This window comes from Nonomuraea wenchangensis, assembly GCF_900111685.1.
GTDB lineage: Bacteria > Actinomycetota > Actinomycetes > Streptosporangiales > Streptosporangiaceae > Nonomuraea > Nonomuraea wenchangensis.
Window position 1 is genome coordinate 569,205 of record NZ_FOHX01000004.1, and the last position, 19,339, is coordinate 588,543.

A 19,339-nucleotide genomic window follows, 5' to 3' on the forward strand; every position below is an offset into this window, starting at 1 on the left:
AGATGGGGAGTGTGATCTGCCCTCTGCGAGAGAGGAAGGGTGGTGTGCGACATGGCTGACCAGCCGACGCGAGCCACTTACGACATCGGCCAGCACCCCGACATAGCGGCGCTCCGCGCTCGCTACGACATGGCGGCCCAGCAGCCGACAGGGCAGTCCGTCAGCGGGGTCGCCTTCCTGAGCGGGCTTTACCTGGCCATCTCACCATGGGTGGTGGGCATCTTCGGCCATACGACCCTCGCCATCAACAACCTGATCACCGGGATAGCGGTGGTCCTGCTGGCGGCCGGAATCGCCTCGGCCAACGGGCGCTTCCACAGCCTCGCCTGGACCCTGCCGATCATCGGTGTGTGGACCATCATCACGCCGTGGGTGCTCCCGCCACACGGGGCCGGCGCCTCGACGATCATCAATCAGATCATCACGGGAGCGGTCATCCTTCTGGCCGGCCTGGCCTGCGCCTCGCTCGGCATGATGGCCAAGCGCCGCGGCGGGCGTCCACGATGACCGCTGTGGTCCTGCGATGACGCACCGGAGGGCCGCTTCAAGGGCGGCTCACCGGCGCATGCGTTCGGAGGCGGCGGCCGCGGAGACGTCGCGCGGATAGGCGTGCCTGCCGCGCAGGAGCACCACCCCGTTCGCCACCAGAGGCAGCAGCATGATCAGGAACGCGTACCGCAGCCCCTGCGCGCTGGTCGTGCCGCCCGGGCCGAGCGCGTCGGCCAGCACGCCGAAGAGCACCGGGGCGATCGCCTCGCCGCCCACGCGCAGGAACGTGCGGATGCTCTCCGCGCGTCCCCAGAGCCGGTAGTGGACGACGTCGAGGCGGGCGGCGTCCAGCGGGGGAATGGCCGCCGCCGACGACGCGGCCGCCACGAACAGGAACGGCAGCGCGACAGTCGTCGACGTGGTGAGCAGCCCGGGTACGAAGAAGACGGCGGCGGCGACGTACGCGATCGCGGGGACCACCATGCGGGCGCTGACACGCCCGCGGCGGGTGAGGTGGTCGGCGAGGCGCCCGCCGCTGAGCACCCCGAGCAGGGCCCCGAGGCCCACCAGCAGCACCAGGCCCATCAGCGCGGCCTGGCCGAGGCCGTACTGCTGATGGACGAAGACGACGGCGAAGGTGCGCACCCCGGCGAAGAAGAAGTATCCGACCACGGAGGCGACGATCAGGGCGACGTTGGTCCGGATGCTGAGCACGTACCGGATCGCCTGCCACAGGGACATGTGCACGGGGTCACGGCGCAGCACGGCCGCGGGGTCGGGCTCGATCCCGCGCCTGCGCACCGCGCGCCGCGCCGTGTCGTCGGGCGCCGCCTCGGGCAGGCGGCTCTGAACGCCGCGTTCGGGCTCGGGCAGCTTGCGCGCGAGAACGAAGACGAAGGCGCCGCCCGCTAGCGCGAGGAGCCAGAACGCGGCGCGCCAGCTCAGCAGATGCGCGAGGGCGCTGCCCGCCAGCAATCCGAAACCGGCGCCGATCATCTCGCCGCTCAGGATGAAGCCGTAGATCCGGCCCCGCTCGGCGGCGGGGAAGAAGTCGCCGACCAGCGAGACGACCGAGGGCGTGGCGGCGGCGGTCAGCGCCCCGACCGCCACCCGGGAGGCCAGGAGCCACGAGAGCGAGTCGGCCAGGGCGCCGGCGACCATGGCCAGGCTCCACAGGGCGATGCAAGCGGTGAGGAGCCGTACGCGGTTGACGCGATCGGTCAGGACGCCGACCGGCAGGACGGCGACGGCGCCGGCCGCGGAGGAGACGGCGACCAACGATCCGAGCTCGGTGTTGCCGAAGCCCATCGACTGCTGGATCTCCAGCCCCACCGCGCCGACGGTCCCCTGGTCGGCGCTGACGAGCGCGAGCACGCAGGCGAGCATCGCGACGACCCGGAACCGTGCGGGGCCTCCCAGCAGGACCGTCAACCTCCGCGAGATCCCGCCGAACGCGGCGCGCGCCAAGCGGTTGAGCCTGGGGTGCCGCCTATTCCACGGATTCGCGGACATCGGCGCCTCTCCCACTGATCACCGTTCCTCCTCGTGCGTGCCTTGGAGGGCGGGCTGCCCGGGTTGTTTGGCCAGGAACGGGGATCGACCGAGTATGACGATGCCGGTCGCCATCGCGATCAGACCGGACACCTCGCCCGCCAGCGCCGCCGGGGTGACCTGCAGGCGTTCGGCGAAGATCGCCACGCCCAGCACGATCCCGCAGATCGGTTCGGCGACCGTGGTGGCCGGCAGGGAGATCTGGAGCGGAGCGGCGTCGAACGCGCTCTGGTTGAGTAGCAGGCCCACCACGGCGACGCACGGCAGGACGTACAGCTGCCAGGTCATGAACACGCTCAGCCCGCTGTCCAGCGTGAGCAGGGAGCTGCGGGTCAACACGTCCTGCAGCCCGTAGAGCACCCCTGCGGAGGCGGCGAGCAGGATCGCCTTGATCTTCAGTGACCGCCGCAGACCGTACGAGACCAGCGCGGTCGCCACCACGACCACCGGGAGCGCCGCCAGCCAGCGCGGGGAGAGCGTGTCGGGCAGGCGGCCCCCGTGAGGCTGCCCGGCGAACAGGAAGAGTGCCACTCCTCCGCACACCAGTACGGCGCCCAGCTGCAGCATGCGGCCGAACGGCTCCTGGTAGACGACGTGGGCGGCGGTCAGGGCGAACAGCAGGTTCATCGCGAGCAGCGGCTCCACCTTCGCCACCTCCGCCTCTCGGAACGCGATGGCGCCGAGGATCTGCCCGCACGCCATCAGCCCGACCCCGGCCAGCCACAGCCGCTTGCGCATGAGGTCGAGCAGCAGGCGCGGACGCAGCATCTCCTCCAGGGGCTGGCGGTACGCGGCATGCTGCTGGGCGACGAAGCCGAGGCCGAGCAGGCACGCCGCACCCAGGGAGACGACTATGACGAGCACCAATGGTGAGCTCTCGGCTTCCCGTGTCGCCGACGGGGTCAGTGCACCATGCGGTGCGAGGCGGGCGGCGGCTCCAGGCTGACGCGGGCCACCGCGTGGACATGATCGGAGTTCAGGGCGTCGCGCAGGTGCTGGAGCGCGATCGCCGACAGGTGCCATCTGAGCTCCCCGATGGGCGCCCTCTCGTCGGCGACGACGCGCAGCCGCACTTCAGGGGGATAGTGCGAGTCGGCCACGCCCGCGTCGGCGCTGAGCACGGCCGGGCTCGACGCCACGTCGGCGGCGACCGCGTCCGCCACCCCGTCCGCGGACACCTCCGAGAAGCCGGTCGGCGACCTTTCCAGCCGGATCGGGCGGTGTGTGACCTCCCTGCGGGTCTGCACCAGCAACCAGCGCAGCGCCAGCAGCGCAACCACGATCGCCACGATCGCCACGACCCACCAGATGGCCGGGCCGCTGCCGGCGAAGAACTGGCGTACGCCGCCGTCCACGATCGGGGTCTGCGCTGATCCGAAGCCGCCCAGCCCGCGGGCCGCCACGAGCCCGCCCAGGACGAACAGCACCGATCCGATCAGCGCGAGTCCCCATCGGTTGCCCCGGCTGGTCTTCCTGTTCACTTGCGCTCCTTGACGTCCACGGTCACCCGGTACGGCTCCACGAGATCCAGTCCCGCCAGCCTGGTGAGCACGGCCTCACGCACCTCATGGGTGAACCTCTCCTTGTCCCACCCCGATGTGGAAGGCGTGACGGCGACGGTCCCGCCCCGAAGCGTGGCGCGGGCCGAATGCACGCCCGGCACCTCCTCGGCCGCGTGCGCCAGGGCCCTGGTGACGCTCTTGGGGCGCAGCCCGATGATCACGTCGGGGTCGTGGCTGCGTACCGGCATCATGCGCGGCCGTCCCGGCACCAGAGCGGTGATCAGCAGCGCCAGCCCGATCAGCGCCACGATCACCGAGGCCAGCACGAACAGCGGGTTCGACCACAGCGTGGAGGACGCCCAGCCGAGCATCCGGTCGTACGGCACCAGGCGCAGCGGGCTGCCGACCAGCGCCGAGACGGTCTCGACGGCCACGAGCAGGCCCAGAAGCGTGAGCAGCACGGCCACCACGACGGCCGGAGCCCTCCTGGACGGGCGGAACGCCCGCATGGCCGCCCGGTCGGCGGCCTTGTCGCGCTTCGCCTGATGGGCGCCTACAGGGCCGCCCTCAGGAGGGTTGGTGTCCTCTTGAGTCAGTGTTAGCCCGGTCACGACAGATCACCGCCGAAGTCGGTAATGGTCACGTCCAGATGGGTGACGTCCAGGCCGGTCTGGGCGGCGACGCGAGCGATCACGTGCTGCCTGACCCGCGCCGCCACCTCGCGCAGCGGTGACGGGTAGGCGACGCTCACGCTCAGGTAGACCGCCGCCTGCTCACCGTGCACCTCGGCGTCCGACGAGGGCGAGCGCCACGTGCCTCCTCCGGGACGCACCCTCAGCACCTCGGGAACCTCCCCGGCCGCGCAGCAGGCGATCTTGGTGACCACCTGGTCCGCGATCCGGGTACGCCCGCGCACCTCGGGCGGCGGCGGCGCCGGACGCTGCCCGGGCACGGCGAAGGTGCCCGCGCCGGTGGCAGCGGTCACTTCCGCCTCACGGACAGGTTCACCTCGCCGGTCTCGACCAGCCGGCCGACCAGCCAGCCGACGGCGCCGAGCACCAGCACGATCAGGAACGGCACCAGCCCGCCGAACGCCCCGACGATCCCGAGAACGATGCCGACGGTCAGCCCGATCACCGGTAGCCATTGGTTGTTCATGGTCCCTCCACGATGTCGTCGACGCGGATGTCGTCGATGCGGATGTCGGCGATGCGCACGTCCACCCGGCGCTCGCCGGCCAGGTCTGACACGGCTCGACGCACCTCGTCCGCCGTCTCCGGGAGCGGGCGGTCCATCGTGGCCACGATGGCGATCTCGACCGTGCGGTCGTTCACGGAGACGCCCGCCACCCGCCGGCCAGGCAGGTAGGTGGCCACGGTCCCGAACGGGCCACTGGACAGCGCGGCCACGCCGTCACACGACCGGGCCCGCTCGGCGATCGCCAGCGCCTCGTTCTCGGGGCCCGTCCCGAGGCCGTCGTCCGCCCCGGAGCCCGCTTGGCGCGTTCCGGTTCCGGGGCTCGCACCGGACCTTGGCGCCGGGCCCGTGTCGGTCATCGGGTTCCCGGCTCCGATCCGGTGTCCTGCCCGCGGCTCTTGTCGCCTTCCCGGCCGCGGTCCTGGTCGGGCAGATGCACGTCGTCCACGCGGATGTTGACCTCGGTCACCTCAAGCCCGCACATGCGCTCGACGGCGTTGATGACGTTCTTCCGCACGGCCCCCGCCAGCTCCGGGATCGCCATGCCGTACTCGACCACCAGGTCGAGGTTGACGGCGGCCTGCCGTTCGCCTACTTCCACGGACACGCCCTGCGTCACGCTCTCGTCGACACCGACGATGCCGCGTACGCTGCCCAGCGCACGCGCCGCGCCCCCGCCCATGGCGAAGACTCCGGACATCTCGCGGGCGGCGAGCCCGGCGATCTTGGCGACGACGGCGTCCTCGATCCTGGTGGCGCCCTTCTCAGTGACCAGCGCGGCCCCCGGACCGCCCTCGTATGTCCTGGCCCTCGGCACGGTCGCGGTCTGACCGGCTTCTGTAGTTCGGTTGGACATTGTGTCCGACATATCCCGTCACCTCCCCGTTTGTCCTCCTCAGTAAGCAGTGATAACCACCCCAGGCCGCCTGATGCCTACATCAAACAGACTTTTAGGACATTTATGACAAATATCGACTTACGGGCAGTTGAGGCGGTGACGGAAGGACCGGCTACGTCAGAAGGAAGCGATCAAGATCAGCGGCGAAGCCGCCCAGATCCTCCCCGTCCCAACCCCGCCAGTCGGCCGCGAGCCCTGCGACGAAGGCGGGCAGGGTGCACTCAAGGCTGGCGTACCGTCCATCGATCTTGGCCACTGTCGACGCGGTCATACCGTCGTCGTGCAGCTCTGTCGCGACGGTCCGAACGTAGCCGTCTCCATAGGGATCTCGCGGGGAACCGACGATCCACCGCCGCCCTCCGGCGGCCTCCAACACGAATGGCTCGCTCATGGGTGCTAGAGCATAGGGCCGTCGATGTCATCCTCGAATTCCCACTCTCCGATCCGGCCGATCCTCTCCGCGAGTTCCCCCCATGTGGGAGCCTCCAGCACGGCAATGCGATCGCTCAGCCACTCGGTCACCTTGTCGATGAGAAAAGGGTGCCGCCCGAGTTGCTCCTTGAGCGCCGACGGAGTGCAGACGGTGAGTTGAAATCGTTCCCCGCCCGGCTCACCCTGGGGCCGACATACATTTCCAGGAGTTCGCAGGCGTGGGCCGGGTCGTCGATCCTTCGCCCCGCCTCGAGATCGACCCAACGGAACTCCGCATGTGCTCTCACCTCCCATCTCCTGGTGGCGGCCACCTGGGGCTGGGACGGCTCGACCTCTCCGGGTGGTCCGGCCACCGCCTATAATTTCGACAGGCTTCTAATCAGAAGGGGTTGTCATGACCGTCCCGCCCGGCCAGTGCTGCGCCCCGATCGCCCGCGAACCGCTGGCCGAGGACACCGCCGCCGAGCTCGCCGTCCTGCTCAAGGCGGTCGCCGACCCCGTGCGGCTGCGCCTGCTGTCGATGATCGCCTCCCACGCCGGCGGCGAGGCGTGCGTCTGCGACCTGACCGGCGCCTTCGACCTGACCGCCCCGACCATCTCCCACCACCTCAAGGTCCTGCGTACGGCGGGCCTGATCGACGGCGAGCGGCGCGGCACCTGGGTCTACTACCGCGTCGTCCCCGAGGCGGTGAACAGGCTCGGCGCCCTGTTCACCCCCCTCGCCTCACGGGTTGGCACTCTCCACGACGAGGCCGCGCCGTCCCCTGTGCTCAGGTGACGTCGCGGCGCAGAGTCACCAGCCGGGCCGCGAGAACGACCGCGGCGACGTAGGCGGCGAACAGCAGTCCTCCGGCCCACGCCGGCAGGAGCGCTCCGGCCTGCAGGTGCATGCCGCTCAGCGCGCGGGCCGCGCCCGTGGGCAGCCAGCGCCCGAGGTCGGGCGCCACCGACGAGAGCACGTAGTCCCCGTACATGAACCACAGCAGCGCCACGACCAGCGCCACCACCTGGTTGCGGATCAGCGCGCCGAGCCCCACGCCCAGCAGCGCGTACGCCGTCGTGCTCAGCACCGCGCCCAGCAGGACGAGCGGGACGCCGGGGGTCAGCATCGGCAGCCCGCGTACGGCGAGCAGCACCGCCCCCGACGCCAGCGTGGCCAGTGCCGACACGCACGCGATGGCCAGCCCGACGAGCCCCCAGGCCACCAGCTTGGCGGTCACCACTCGGCTCCTGACCGGAGTGACGAGGAAGGTCCAGGTGATCGTCTGGTGCCGGTACTCGCCGGTCATCGCGAGCACCCCGAGGATCAGCGTGAACACGTACGCCTGCTGGGCCATGGCGTAGACGTTCTCCACCCGCGAGGCCGCGGGCAGCTCGCCGAGGCCGTCGAAGACGAGGGCCTGCAGCGCCGCCCACAGGGCGCAGGTGACGGGCGCGATCACGGCGAGGGCCGGCCCGGTACGCCCTGCGCGCGCCTTGACCAGCTCGGCACGGACCAACCGGTCGCGGATCATGAGGTCGCCTCCATGTAGAGGTGTTCGAGGTCTGTGGAGTCGGGGGTGAGTTGCGCCTGCCGTACCAGCCGGCCGGCCGAGATGATCAGGGCGCGGTTGGCGATGCGCTCGATCTCGGCCAGCACGTGCGTGGACACCAGGACGGCCCGCCCTTCGTGCGCGTGGGCGCGCAGGAACCCGCGCAGCCATGAGATCCCCCGGGGGTCCAGCCCGTTGGAGGGCTCGTCGAGGATGAGCACCTCCGGGTCACCGAGCAGCGCACTGGCGATCGCCAGGCGCTGGCGCATGCCGAGGGAGAAGCCGCCGATCCTGCGGTCGGCCGCCTGGGTCAGATCGACCTGTTCCAGGACCAGGTTCACGCGGGCCGGGTCCAGGCCGGCAGCCGTGCGCAGCACCTCCAGGTGAGCGCGGGCGGACAGGCCGGGGTGGAAGGCGGTCGCCTCCAGCACCGCGCCGACCTTGGTGATCGGGTTGGCCAGCCGGTTGTACGGCGTGCGCCCGATCAACGCCGTGCCCGATGTGGGGGTCACCAGCCCGAGGATCATGCGCAGGGTGGTCGTCTTCCCCGCGCCGTTGGGCCCGAGGAAGGCGGTGACCGTGCCCGGCTCGACGGTGAACGACACCTGGTCGACCGCGCGGACCGCGCCGAACGACTTGCTCAGGTCGGTGACGGTGATCGCTGTCATGGTAGGCAGCATGGCCCGCGCCGGGCGGGAGATTCATGGCCGCCTGGGTGGATATGACGGTCTCCACCGTGGGGTGGATGGTTCCGTCCGCGGGCGGTGGCTACGGTTGCTGGTGTGTCCTTCCTGCGCCGTCCCCTCGTCCGCGCGGTGTTCCGCGCGTTGGTGGTGTCGTACCTGCTGTTCGGGTCGGTGTACGCCGTGGTGGACGCGTGGCCGAGGCTTGGCTGGGCGGTCGGAATCGGGGTGCTGCTGCTCTCCGCGATGACCTTCGCGGCGTCCGTGCGCGGTGCGGTGTTCCCCGGTTCCGGCCATCTGCTGCTGCCGGCCCTCGCGGGCGGCCTGGCGATGCACGCCGTGTCCCCCTACAGCGGCCTCGCCGTGCTGTACGTGGTCGTCTACGCCGCGCCGTACCGGCTGCCGCTGAGGTGGGCGGCGGCGTTCGTGGCCGCTGACATCGGCGGGACCGTCCTGGTGTCCCTTCTGCTCGGACTGCCCGTACCAGAGACGTTCGGGAACACCATGGGCCTCTGCTACAGCGTGATCCTGGCCTTCCTGCTGCGCCAGCTCACGCTGAGCAGGGAGCTGGCCGAGTCGCGGGCCCGCGAGTCCGCCCAGGCCGAGCGCGCCCACCTGGCCAGGGAGATCCACGACATTCTGGCCCATGCCCAGTCCGCGCAGATCGTCCACCTGGAGGGGGCGCGGCTCCTGCTGGAGCGCGGCGACGTGCCCACCGCGCTGGACCGGGTCACCCGTGCCTTACGGCTGGCCCGCAGCGGCCTGGAGGAGACCAAGCGGGCCGTGGACGCGCTGCGCGGCCAGGACATACGGCTGCTGGAGCTCCTGGAACGCCTGTCCGTCGAGCACCGTTCGGCCGGCGGCGCGCCGTGTGAGGTGGAGGTCAGCGGCGACGTTTCCGCCCTGCCCGCCGGCGCCCGCCTGGCGGTGGCCCGTACGGCTCAGGAGGCGCTCACCAACGTACGCAGACACGCGCCAGGCGCGGCGGTCACGGTCACCTTGCGCAACGTCCGCGGCTGGTGCGAGCTGGAGGTCCGCGACGACGGCGGCGCGGCGCCGCCGGCGCAGGACAGCGGCGGTTACGGCCTGGTCGGCATGAGGGAACGCGCCGAACTGCTCGGCGGGTCACTCACCACCGGCCCTGAGGGCGCGGGCTTCCGTGTCCTGCTGCGGCTGCCCGCGGGGGCGGCGTCGTGACCGTACGGGTGCTGGTGGCCGACGACCAGACCGTGGTCAGGGAAGGCCTGGTGCTGCTGCTCGGGCTGCTGCCCGGCGTGGAGGTCGCGGGCGCCGCGGCCGACGGCGAGCAGGCGGTACGGCTGGCCGCCGCCGAGCTCCCCGACGTGGTGCTGATGGACCTGCGCATGCCCAGGATGGACGGGGTGGAGGCGACCCGCAGGATCCGCGCCTCCCATCCCGGCATCCAGGTGGTGGTGCTGACGACGTACTCCGACGACGAATCGGTGTTCGCGGCGCTGCGCGCCGGCGCGCGCGGCTACCTCACCAAGGACACCGACCCCGAGACGCTGGCCAAGGCCATCGCCACCGTCTCCGGCGGTCAGGCGCACTTCGACCCCGAGGTGCAGCGGCGGCTGGCCGAGGAGGTCGCCCGGCGACCCCACCGATCCAGCGACCTCCCCGACGGCCTGACCGCGCGCGAGGGCGAGGTGCTGCGGCTGATCGCGGCGGGCAGGTCGAACGCGGAGATCGCCGGTGAGCTGTACATCTCGGCGGGCACCGTCAAGACCCACATCAACAACCTGTTCGCCAAGGCGGGCCTGCGAGACCGCGCCCAGGCCGTCACCTACGCCCACCGCCACGGCCTGGCAGAGTGACCTCGCCGTCCGACACGGGCGACCTCCAACCCGGTCGAATCCGCGCTTGCACTTCCCGGGGATCGTCACGAGCCTGAGAACGCGCACCCCATCGGACTCCGCCGGACCGACTGTGCGATGTGCGATGCCGCAGGCCGGCAGGGGGAGCCGTGTCCCGGGCACCACTACGCGATTCTTCCCGGAGGCCACGTGGAGGACGGCGAGTCGCCGGAGAACGCGGCGGTCCGCGAACTCCACGAGGAGACGACTCTCACCGGCACGATCGACCGCCTGCTCTTCTCCGGCTCACACGGTGGCCGGCCGGCCTTCTACTTCCTCATGCGTGACGTCAACGGCACCCCGTTGCTCTCCGGCGAGGAGGCCACGGAACACGGACCGAACAACAGCTTCGAGCTCATATGGGCGACGACCACCGAGTTCGAACAGCTGAACCTGTACCCCGCGAATGTGCACGGGCCCCTCACGGAGCTACTCCGTAGTTGACCCCCCTCATACGCCGGGTCGGGCACGCTCGTGGCTGGCGAAGCAGACCCACTGCCTGCTGAAACGCGTGGACCTGACTCAGCGGAATACAGCGCGCCGTCTTTTGCCCAGGCCCTCTGTCGGGCCTCGTGTACCCTCACGCCATGGAGAAGGGAACGATATTCCGAATCGATCGAGGGCCGATTGTCGAAGAAGTTTTCCTGAGAGAGATCGAGAAGCTCTGCGCCGCCAGTTACCTGAGTGCGCCATGGAGTCTGAACGAAACGACTGCGGCTCATGCGGTTGACCGCATCCGCCGTCAACTCGCGCTACGGGAAGCTACTGCTTACAGCAGTTGGAGTCTCCCAGAGGGTCTGGCCCCTCTCAAAGACATAAAGCCGGCTCATCCGAGCGTCAGAAAACCGTCGCCCCTTTTCGATCAACCGGGGGCATCCGTAGCTGTCATGGCTTTCGGATTCCCGATTGACGGTGATGCCGGTTCATCGGTTTACGCCGAATGGGCGCAACCCGCGCCTCGCAGCCGCGACTACCTTATGAACATCTTCGCATCTCCTGGCGCCAAGGGCATGTCCATCGAAATCACCATGAGGGGACTGACGGCTGTGTGCCGAATGGATCGGGGCTTTGTCGTCCTTCCCGAAGGGGATGACGACATCGCCGCCCTCCTGGAACGCCGACATTGGCACCAGGCCGGGCGCATCTACGATGACCTGCCCGGCCTCATGCTCAACATTTACGCTGGTCCGTTGCACTGATCCCGCGCTTCAGCGTTTAATGAGCGTGGCGTCAGGCCGCGCCCAGTCAATCTGGCGAGTGGCGTCCAAGCCCGGCATCGCGTGCGCGAACTATTGCTTGTGAGCGGTCAGACACGGCGAGCTTGGTGAAAATGTTCGACACGTGGTTGCGCACAGTTTTGATACTGACGAAGAGCTGCAGGGCGATATCCTGATTGCGGAATCCTTGCGCGATGAGATCCAGGATTTCTCGCTCCCGGCCGGTGAGCTGCGGGAAGGCCAGTTCGGATACGCGCGATGAAGTAGCCGGGCGCATCGTGGCGAACCAGTCGATGAGGAGTTGGGCGATCGGCGGGCTGAAGATGGCCTCGCCCCGGTGGACGGCGGTGATCGCGCGTACGAGTTCATCGCGGTCAGCGTCCTTCAGCAGGTAGCCACGCATGCCGGCGCGCATGGCCGCGAACACCATGTCGTTGTCTTCGAACATGGTCAGGGCGAGAATTCGCAGGCCGGGCTGTTCAGCCAGAATCGTACGGGCCGCCTCGATCCCGTCGACACCGGGCATCTTCAGGTCCATGAGCACGACGTCGACGCGGAGGCGGCGTACGGCGTCGATCGCTTCGGAGCCGCTGGCGGCCTCACCGATAATCTCGATCTGGTCGCTCGAAGTGAGCACCAGCCGGATGCCTTCCCGATAGACGCGATGGTCGTCGACAATGAGCAGTCGGATCATGGCGCCTCGATCGGGATGGTGGCCAATACTTGGGTGCCTGCAGCTGAGCTGCTGATCTGACATGTGCCTCCGAGTTCGGCCGCGCGTTCTCGCATGGTCGCCAGGCCGACGCCATGAGGACGGCCGGCGGTCAGGCCGGTCCCATCGTCGGTCACCTGGATCTCCAGGACGGCGCCCCTGACGGAGAGGGTCACTTCACAGCATTCGGCCTTGGCGTGCCGCACCACGTTGGTCAGAGCCTCCAACGTGATCAAATAGGCGGCCACCTCCACTGCCGCCGGCAATCGCGAAGATTCTGTGAACGTGCTCAGGTGGATCACAGGGCCTCCGGCATGGCTCAACCGGGCTATCTGCTCAGCGAGGGCACGGGTCAAGCCGAGTTCGTCGAGGATCGGCGGGCGTAGCCCCCGGACCAGTCGCCGGATGTCGTCGGTCATCTGGCGGGTGTGTTCCTTGAGTTCCAGCAGCAGAGCGTCGGCTGCAGGCGGGTCAACGACGATCAGATGGCGGGCGGCATCCAGTCGATGGGTGAGGGTGGAGAGGTTTGGGCCGAACCCATCGTGAAGGTTCCTTCGGATCTGGCGGCGTTCTTCCTCCCGCGCGGTGACGAGCAGTGTCCGTGAGCGCTTCAAATCCAGAGTGAGGCGCTGTAGTCGGGCAGCGAGCAGCACGGCGTGGGCCGCGGCGCCCGCCTGTTGGGCGAGGAGTTGTAGAACCGCTTGGTCGGAGTGGGAGAACGTGTCCTGCCAGGAACGCGGGGCCACTCGCAGTTCGCCGACCCGCTCGTTGCCATGAATCAGCGCGAGTCGTACCAGCTCCACCCCTCCACTCTCACCGCGCTCGACGAGCCGAACGGGATCCTCGGGATCGCCGAGGACAACCGCCGCGTAAGGCAGCTTGAGAGAATCTCTGACCGTTTCCGTGAGAACGGGCAGGACCGTGTCCAGATCCAATTTCGTCTCCAGACGCTGGCCGAGCCGCCGGACAGCGACGTGCGGCTCATCGCGGTTGCCGTACAGCATGCGGTTGACGGCTTGCTGGACCTTCCGGCGCACGGGTTCGAAACAGACGGCGATGACGCCGGTGACTACGAGGGACAGCCTGATGTCGACGGTGCCCAGCAGAGCGACTCCGGCCAGACCTACGATCGTCACATAGATGCTCACCACGAGCAGAGTCAGCAACCCGTACACGAGCGTGCGGGCGATGATGGGGTCGATGTCCCAGATGCGGTACCGGAGCACGGCCGCGCCGATTGACAGAGGAACAAGCGCTAACGCCACGTGAGCCATCGACTTCAGCACAAAGGGCGGGTCTGCGGGGACGTCCTCCCCATAGATGATGAGTGCCGCGACGATCGTGAGGATCATCAAGGCGAGCATGACCACCAGGCCGAAGCTGACCCACTTGATCTGGTGACGTTCCCTGGCGGATGCGATGTGGCGGTAGCGATAGATCTGCGCATAGAGCACTGTCGCCAGGCTCGCCACGAAGATGGAGGCATCTAACCAGCCGTGGAAGGCCGGCAGTGTCCTATTGAGCACGAGGTCAACGCTTCCTACAAGAAACGCCCACTTCGTCCAGGAGGGCACGAACTTCCTGTCGGGGAACAGCAACAGGAATGCGCCGAACAGCACCCCGCCGAGGACGTCAACTGCTCGGGCGGGCACGGCCCACGGTGAACCTTGGCTTGCCAGCTCATCAGCATGAGAGAAGACCGTCCCCAAGCCGAAGGTCACCAGAGTGAGCGCAGTGAACCGGGCCATCCCGTCCTGCGGGCGACGCAAGAGAATCAGCGCGGCTGTTCCGGCCCAGAGCACGCCATGAGCGATCTCCAATCCGGTCAGGAGGGCCGAATGGCCCTTCGCGTACAGCGAGACGCTCGCGATGTAGATGACAACGTCGGCAAGGGCAACCGCGAGGAGCACCAGGAGACCGCCTGCTGATCGCGCCGCCTTCTCCATAGTCCTGCCTGTCTTCCAAGACCCGGAACTTCGTGGTCGACGTGCACTGTCGGCCCCCTATGCGCAGTATGAGCGCGGCACGCCTGCCGGACATGGGGCAGGTGTCCTGGCCCATCGGGAAGTTCCCGGGAACCGAGCCGCGGGACGTAGTCAGGACGCCAGCCTCACGCCCGCGGGATTCCGAACGGCGCACCCTGGCTGATGTCACGTTCATGTCCACGCGAAAGGGCAAGGTCATGCAGACCAACGACATCCAGCTCGTTCGGCTCTATACCAGCAAGGTGGCCGGCGGCGTGCAGGACGACACCCCCACCGAGTTGGGCGGCAGCCCGCAGTCGGAGTTCTACCTCAACATCCTCGCCGAAGCCGGCGACAACCTCGGCGACATCCATGCGGCCTACACTCTGTACCTGCGCGCGACCTCCCCTTCCGGCGGCAGCACGACCTTCACTCGCCAGGTGCTCGATGAAACCGTCATCGACGGTCAGTTCGGCTGGACCGATCTGAAGAACAACAACGGGTTCAGCAAGGACGCGCGGGTGCTGGTCAAAGCTTCCGACTTCACCAAGGGAGACGTCTACCAGTTCGTCGCCGTCATCAAAGCCGGCAACGGTCTCGTGTCCAAGACCACGAGCAACGAGTTCATCGCCTGACCTCGACCGGCTGGACCCCGCACTCAGCGGGGTCTGGCCGTGACTCGTCGCGGGGTAACGCCGCGTGCCACATCGAGTTCCGTGGTGTGAGCAGCTGCCGTCCTGCTGCTCACAGTGCTGTCCCCGATATTGGTGCCGATGGGGCAGTAAGGTGCGGTGAGCCCGAAGTCTCCCTGCAAGTGCGCGATGGGCGACCGTCGGCGGAGCTTGCGGCGCGTCTCCACGATCGAGAGCAGGGAAACGCGGATCGGCGGTTTCGCCCCCGCGGCGATGAGGGCGCCCCGCGCGGCGGCGAGGGAAACCTTATCCGGGCGGCCCGCAGGTCGATGATCTGTTCATCTCGCGCCAGCCTCGTTCGACTTCGAGGAACTGCTTGTAACCCACGGCGATGTCATCGGCTGGTTCGTTGTCTTTCCCCGGAATCGCGGTGAAACTCTTCATCATGCACCAGGCGAACCGTGATCATTCGCAGGTGGAACGTCGTCAGAAGGTGGTTGCCATGTCTCAACCGATGCCTGTCGCCAGATGGAGGCTGCGCCGCGGTGCGGACGGGCTGCGGATGTCCAGGCTTCGAGCCATGGGGACGGAGTCCTTCACCTGGGCGGATTTGATGCGTGCGCCCCTTGCCGCGGCGCAGGTACACGTCCTCTATTTCCCCTCCCGTTTCCAGTTACCCGTTGATGCTGTGGTTACCGAGACCTTGCGAATTTTCGGCGCGAACACCTCGACCAGAACGAGCGTGGATTTTTGGGATCCCACCGATGACAGTTTTGGTGAGGCCCTTGCTCTGTTCAACCTGCGGCACCCGCCCGCGCTCATCCTTACGACCGGGCTGCGCAACCTCGACGCCAGCGCCGGCGATCCCCAGGACTCTCTTTACTGCATCGGCTTCTCTGACAAGAACCTGCTCGGCGAACCGGCGAGCATCGCCGAGGCGGTGAACATCGCGCACGAGATCCTGATGAGGTGCGACCGCAAGGAGATCGCCGGTTACATCCGAGGCCGCCGCATGTCCGCCCTGCTGCGCGCGATTGGGCGCGGCGCCGACGTGGTCCTTGAAGAGTTCCTGCGGTTCCATCCCAAGCTGGGCCTGCCTGGCGGATTCTCCTTGGAGCTGGGATGAGTACGGAGCCGACGAAATTCGACCTGGCCACGCTGCTGTTCGACCACGGCGACGTGCCCGGCGCGCTGAGGCTGCTCGATGAGGTGCTGGCCGAGGCGGACGCGGACCAGGACCCGACCTCCCGATTCTTCGCCCTGGTACAGAAGTCCGGGTGGTCGCGGGAGATCGGCCGCATGACCGAGGCGGCCGAGTCGCTTGACGCTGCCGAGCGTGAGCTTTCGTCCTTGCCCCACGAGGGGCAGGAAATGCTGTTGGCCGCCCTGCTCCTTGAGCAGGGCATCGCGGCGCAGCGCACAGGCGACTTTGATCACGCGGATGCGCTGCTCGAGGAGTCCCGCCGACTGGTCAGCGGCACGGGTGCCGCCGATCTCCACGTGCCGGACGTGCTCGTCAATCAGGCGGCTGGTCACCTGGCGCTGGGTCGGCCGGAGCAGGCGAAGCGGTTGTTGCTGGCCGCCCTCGAAACAGACGAGCGGATCGGCAACGTCCGCGGCCGCGCTCATGAGCTCAACATGCTCGGTCTGGTCTCTCTCCAGCTCGGCGACCTCGACACCGCGCGGGCACACTTCGAGCAGTCCTGCAGCCTGGCGTCCGAGGCCGGCTACCTGCGGTTCGCTGCCGATGCCGCGAGCAATTTCGCGATAGTGCTGGATCTCCGCGGGGAGCATGACAAAGTCGTCAGAACGTTGCGCGAACTGGGCTCCTTCTGGGCGGACACGGGCGACGTGGCGAGCCACGCGTGCCTGATGGCCAACCGCGGGGCGCTGGCCGCCCGTCAAGGGGATGTCGTCACAGCCGAGGACCTCTTCATGAAGTCACGAGAGCTGCACCGGGAATCCGGTAACTGGGTCCACATGATTCAGGATCAGACGAACCTCAGCATGCTGGCCAACGTCCGGGGGGACCTCGAAGCCGCACTTGCCATCGCCGAGAACGCACTCGCGCAGGCCCGCGAGCATACGCTGGTCATCCACATGTGGCACCTGGAATATCTCATTGCCTCGCACAAGCTTGAGCTCCTCAAGCGGGATGGACATCCGGACGAATTACGCGCCCGCTGGAGCAGCGAGGCGACGGCCGGCCTGAACGCCGCCATCGACCTGATCGAGCTGCTGAGGGCCCACGCAGGACGCCCAGAGGAGCGGCAATGGCTGCTCGCCGACAAGGAGGTGGTCTACGAGACAGCCATAATGTTCGCCGCGGCCAGGGGACGTCCCGACGAGGCGTTCCTGCTCTGCGAACGGGCCAGATCGAGGTCGTTTCTGGAATCACTCGGGGTTCAGCGGCTGCGTCGCTATGATCCGGACAGTCCGAGCGGCGAAACCTACCAAAATCTGGTCGATCGCCTGCTGGACCCGGACACTCCCAGCGAACGCAAGCATGTCTTACTCGACAAGCTTCGCACCTTGCGCGCCCGCACCGTCGCGGAGCTACCCGACGTGGCCGTGATCACCGAGCCCGCCCTGCCGTCCATCGAGGAGATCTGCGCCGCCATCCCCGCCTACATTCGTGTCCTGGTTCATTTCGTGATCGGTCACAAGATCCTGGTGTTCCTCCTGGACCGCCAGGGACTTCACGACTGCACGATGGTCTCGGTCGGGGAACCTCTCGAGCAGATCGTCCGGCGCTTCAGACAGGAGATCGAGGACGACGACGCCGATCTGGAGGCGGGCAATCTCTTCTTCGGCGCGCTTTTCCGTCCCGCCATGCCGTTCCTGTCGGAAACCGCGAATCTCATCGTCGTTCCGCACAGTGAGCTGCACCACCTGCCTTACAGCGCGTTCTGGTTCCGTCCGGCGGGGCCGGACGCGCCGCCTCGCCAGTACCTGAAAAACCGGTTCCATCTCGCCGCCCTGCCATCCGCGAGCTGCCTGCCGACCGTGTTCAAGGACGCCGACGCAACGTACGGCCCAGCCATCGTCCTGGGAGACCCGTTGGGCGACCTGCCGGGAGCGGCGCGAGAGGCCGCGATCGTGGCGGACCTGCTGGGCGTGCCCGCGCTGCTCGGTGAGCACGCCAGACGCGAGGCGTTCCTGGGCGCCCAGCGCCCAGGCGTGCTGCACGTCGCCGCACACGGCACCTACAATCACGATGATCCGCTGTTGTCCGGTCTACGGCTGGCGGACGGCATGCTGACGGTCGAGAACCTTATCGAGCACGGCCCGGCGACGCTGCTGATGGTCCTCAGCGGCTGCGTGACGGGCCTGTCCGAACGTCGTCCGGGCGACGAACTGGTCGGGCTGGCCCAAGCAGCGCTACGCGGCGGCACCAGCGCCGTGGTGGCGACCCTCTGGGAAACCTCGGACGAGTCGGGCGTGCTCTTCTTCGAGCACTTCTACCAGGCCTTGGCCGTCGGCATCCCCGTGAGCGAGGCAATGGCCTGGGCGCGGCAGCAGGTTTCCGAGACGTTCGATGCCGCCGTCGACTGGGCCCCGTTCATGCTCATCGGCGATCCCACCACCCGCGTCATCAATGAGAGCGCGCTTTTGAAGCTGCGCGATCAGGCGCACGAGGCACACGAGCTGATGACTCGGGGCGAGTTCACGGAGGCAACGGCACGTTACGAGCAGATCCGAACCCGACAACTCTTCCTCGTCGGCGCCGACCACCCCGACACTCTCAACACCTCTGACCGTCTGGCGGGGGCCTACGCTGTCACGGGACGTCTGAATGAGGCTGTCGCCCTGTTCGAGGAGACCATGGCGGCCTGCGAGCGCGTGTTCGGCCCGAACGACGACACGACCGCTCACGTACGCGACAACCTGCGGCGAGCCCGCCGCGAGCGAGACCACTCGCAACTGGGAGGCGCCTCTCGCAACGCCGTCTGCCCGTGCGGTTCCGGCAAGAAATACAAACGCTGCCACGGCCGCCAATGACACGGCCAGGATGTACGTGTCCGTCGGCACGTATGAAGACGGGATGCACTCCAGTGCGCTCGCCTGGCCCCCGGCTCGCACGGGCCTGCTGACCCTGCAGCGCCAAGGCATGACACAGGTCCCCGCACGTCCTGACGTCTCAACGCCGGGATCGGGCGGATCCGAAACGGGCGGCGGCAGGCGAGTCAGTCGTCGAACTCGAAACCGTTCGCCTCGGCGGTCGCCACGAGACGCCGCGCGCGGTCGGCGTCCGTCGCGACGGTCGCCATCAGGGTGCCGAGTTCCTCCAGCGCGCCGCGGTCCTTTCCGTACGCGCAGAACATGCCGCCTTCGGGGTCGTACGAGAATCGGCCTTCCAGGGCGGGAGCCTCGGTGCCGACGAGCACCTGCGCGACGCCCTCCCAGAAGTATCCGTTCGGCTCATGGCCGAGATTTTCGATCACGTCGTCGACCCGCGTGGTTCCCGCCTCCAGCAACAGCGAGTACTTTCCCGGGGTCGGCTCGATCAGTCTCAATGGAAACACCGGTGCATGCTGCCACTGGTCGATCCCCAGCCGCAAGGGGCTCCAGGTCTCGCCGAAACCGCTGCCGTCGCGGCCGTGGAAGCCGACGGGCGAGGCTCCGTCCGGCTCGAAGAACACCGGGACGCCGAAG

24 protein-coding genes are annotated in these 19,339 nt (G+C 68.2%); 9 read left to right on the forward strand and 15 right to left on the reverse strand.

Going from position 1 to position 19,339, the window contains the following annotated elements:
• Positions 1–51 precede the first annotated feature (51 nt).
• Positions 52–507 carry an SPW repeat protein gene (locus BMW85_RS15105; RefSeq protein WP_091081943.1) on the forward strand — a complete coding sequence of 152 codons (456 nt, stop codon included), beginning with the start codon at positions 52–54 and terminating at the stop codon, positions 505–507.
• A 48-nt stretch (positions 508–555) separates the two neighbouring features.
• On the opposite strand, the gene BMW85_RS15110 is transcribed toward BMW85_RS15105, so the two are convergent.
• The 10 genes from BMW85_RS15110 to BMW85_RS15150 form a co-directional block, all read right to left on the reverse strand.
• Positions 556–1,956, reverse strand: coding sequence for an MFS transporter (locus BMW85_RS15110; RefSeq protein ID WP_177240688.1), 1,401 nt, complete (start codon positions 1,954–1,956; stop codon positions 556–558).
• A gap of 63 nt (positions 1,957–2,019) precedes the next feature.
• A complete protein-coding gene (locus tag BMW85_RS15115; RefSeq protein ID WP_245774820.1) occupies positions 2,020–2,904 on the reverse strand; it encodes a DMT family transporter in 885 nt (294 codons plus the stop codon).
• Between the two features lie 38 nt (positions 2,905–2,942).
• Positions 2,943–3,521 carry a hypothetical protein gene (locus BMW85_RS15120; protein ID WP_091081668.1) on the reverse strand — a complete coding sequence of 193 codons (579 nt, stop codon included), beginning with the start codon at positions 3,519–3,521 and terminating at the stop codon, positions 2,943–2,945.
• On the reverse strand, positions 3,518–4,153 hold the full coding sequence (locus tag BMW85_RS15125) for a DUF6286 domain-containing protein (RefSeq protein ID WP_143082289.1): 636 nt from the start codon (positions 4,151–4,153) through the stop codon (positions 3,518–3,520). The genes BMW85_RS15120 and BMW85_RS15125 overlap by 4 nt, the downstream gene beginning before the upstream one ends.
• A complete protein-coding gene (locus BMW85_RS15130; RefSeq protein WP_177240689.1) occupies positions 4,150–4,527 on the reverse strand; it encodes an Asp23/Gls24 family envelope stress response protein in 378 nt (125 codons plus the stop codon). The genes BMW85_RS15125 and BMW85_RS15130 overlap by 4 nt, the downstream gene beginning before the upstream one ends.
• A complete protein-coding gene (locus tag BMW85_RS49575) occupies positions 4,524–4,700 on the reverse strand; it encodes a hypothetical protein (RefSeq protein WP_177240690.1) in 177 nt (58 codons plus the stop codon). Before BMW85_RS49575 ends, BMW85_RS15130 begins: the two co-directional genes overlap by 4 nt.
• A complete protein-coding gene (locus BMW85_RS15135; protein WP_245774798.1) occupies positions 4,697–5,098 on the reverse strand; it encodes an Asp23/Gls24 family envelope stress response protein in 402 nt (133 codons plus the stop codon). The genes BMW85_RS49575 and BMW85_RS15135 overlap by 4 nt, the downstream gene beginning before the upstream one ends.
• A complete protein-coding gene (locus BMW85_RS15140) occupies positions 5,095–5,607 on the reverse strand; it encodes an Asp23/Gls24 family envelope stress response protein (RefSeq protein ID WP_245774799.1) in 513 nt (170 codons plus the stop codon). The genes BMW85_RS15135 and BMW85_RS15140 overlap by 4 nt, the downstream gene beginning before the upstream one ends.
• Before the next feature lie 142 nt (positions 5,608–5,749).
• A complete protein-coding gene (locus BMW85_RS15145) occupies positions 5,750–6,028 on the reverse strand; it encodes a DUF6228 family protein (RefSeq protein WP_091081674.1) in 279 nt (92 codons plus the stop codon).
• A gap of 5 nt (positions 6,029–6,033) precedes the next feature.
• Positions 6,034–6,363 (reverse strand): Imm8 family immunity protein, encoded by a 330-nt coding sequence (locus BMW85_RS15150; protein ID WP_091081676.1) that lies wholly within the window; start codon positions 6,361–6,363, stop codon positions 6,034–6,036.
• A gap of 100 nt (positions 6,364–6,463) precedes the next feature.
• Here BMW85_RS15150 and BMW85_RS15155 point away from each other — a divergent pair, with 100 nt between their 5' ends.
• A complete protein-coding gene (locus tag BMW85_RS15155) occupies positions 6,464–6,847 on the forward strand; it encodes an ArsR/SmtB family transcription factor (protein WP_091081677.1) in 384 nt (127 codons plus the stop codon).
• Here BMW85_RS15155 and BMW85_RS15160 read toward each other — a convergent pair.
• Both BMW85_RS15160 and BMW85_RS15165 read right to left on the reverse strand, forming a co-directional pair.
• On the reverse strand, positions 6,840–7,583 hold the full coding sequence (locus BMW85_RS15160) for an ABC transporter permease subunit (protein ID WP_091081679.1): 744 nt from the start codon (positions 7,581–7,583) through the stop codon (positions 6,840–6,842). The genes BMW85_RS15155 and BMW85_RS15160 overlap by 8 nt on opposite strands.
• Complete coding sequence (locus BMW85_RS15165) at positions 7,580–8,269, reverse strand: ABC transporter ATP-binding protein (protein ID WP_091081680.1); 690 nt, start codon at positions 8,267–8,269, stop codon at positions 7,580–7,582. The genes BMW85_RS15160 and BMW85_RS15165 overlap by 4 nt, the downstream gene beginning before the upstream one ends.
• A gap of 114 nt (positions 8,270–8,383) precedes the next feature.
• On the opposite strand from BMW85_RS15165, the gene BMW85_RS15170 reads away from it, so the two are divergent.
• The 4 genes from BMW85_RS15170 (at position 8,384) to BMW85_RS48445 (ending at position 11,357) form a co-directional block, all read left to right on the forward strand.
• Entirely contained in the window at positions 8,384–9,481 is a 1,098-nt protein-coding gene (locus BMW85_RS15170; RefSeq protein WP_091081682.1) for a sensor histidine kinase, read from the forward strand.
• Entirely contained in the window at positions 9,478–10,119 is a 642-nt protein-coding gene (locus BMW85_RS15175; protein ID WP_091081683.1) for a response regulator, read from the forward strand. The genes BMW85_RS15170 and BMW85_RS15175 overlap by 4 nt, the downstream gene beginning before the upstream one ends.
• Before the next feature lie 117 nt (positions 10,120–10,236).
• Complete coding sequence (locus BMW85_RS15180; RefSeq protein WP_091081685.1) at positions 10,237–10,602, forward strand: NUDIX domain-containing protein; 366 nt, start codon at positions 10,237–10,239, stop codon at positions 10,600–10,602.
• Positions 10,603–10,745: 143 nt separating this feature from the next.
• Positions 10,746–11,357 (forward strand): hypothetical protein, encoded by a 612-nt coding sequence (locus BMW85_RS48445; RefSeq protein WP_143082290.1) that lies wholly within the window; start codon positions 10,746–10,748, stop codon positions 11,355–11,357.
• Positions 11,358–11,403: 46 nt separating this feature from the next.
• Here the strand turns inward: BMW85_RS48445 and BMW85_RS15190 are convergent, their stop codons facing one another.
• Positions 11,404–12,069 carry a response regulator transcription factor gene (locus tag BMW85_RS15190; RefSeq protein WP_143082291.1) on the reverse strand — a complete coding sequence of 222 codons (666 nt, stop codon included), beginning with the start codon at positions 12,067–12,069 and terminating at the stop codon, positions 11,404–11,406.
• Complete coding sequence (locus tag BMW85_RS15195; RefSeq protein WP_091081688.1) at positions 12,066–14,033, reverse strand: sensor histidine kinase; 1,968 nt, start codon at positions 14,031–14,033, stop codon at positions 12,066–12,068. Before BMW85_RS15195 ends, BMW85_RS15190 begins: the two co-directional genes overlap by 4 nt.
• Positions 14,034–14,101: 68 nt before the next feature.
• On the opposite strand from BMW85_RS15195, the gene BMW85_RS15200 reads away from it, so the two are divergent.
• From BMW85_RS15200 to BMW85_RS15210, 3 genes are all read left to right on the forward strand, one after another.
• The gene (locus tag BMW85_RS15200) at positions 14,102–14,686 is read left to right on the forward strand and encodes a hypothetical protein (RefSeq protein ID WP_143082292.1); all 585 of its coding nucleotides are present in this window, start codon (positions 14,102–14,104) and stop codon (positions 14,684–14,686) included.
• Positions 14,687–15,113: 427 nt separating this feature from the next.
• Positions 15,114–15,809 carry a hypothetical protein gene (locus tag BMW85_RS15205; protein ID WP_091081691.1) on the forward strand — a complete coding sequence of 232 codons (696 nt, stop codon included), beginning with the start codon at positions 15,114–15,116 and terminating at the stop codon, positions 15,807–15,809.
• A complete protein-coding gene (locus tag BMW85_RS15210) occupies positions 15,806–18,685 on the forward strand; it encodes a CHAT domain-containing protein (RefSeq protein ID WP_091081693.1) in 2,880 nt (959 codons plus the stop codon). Before BMW85_RS15205 ends, BMW85_RS15210 begins: the two co-directional genes overlap by 4 nt.
• 185 nt (positions 18,686–18,870) lie before the next feature.
• On the opposite strand, the gene BMW85_RS15215 is transcribed toward BMW85_RS15210, so the two are convergent.
• The gene (locus BMW85_RS15215) at positions 18,871–19,326 is read right to left on the reverse strand and encodes an Imm51 family immunity protein (protein WP_245774801.1); all 456 of its coding nucleotides are present in this window, start codon (positions 19,324–19,326) and stop codon (positions 18,871–18,873) included.
• Positions 19,327–19,339 lie beyond the last annotated feature (13 nt).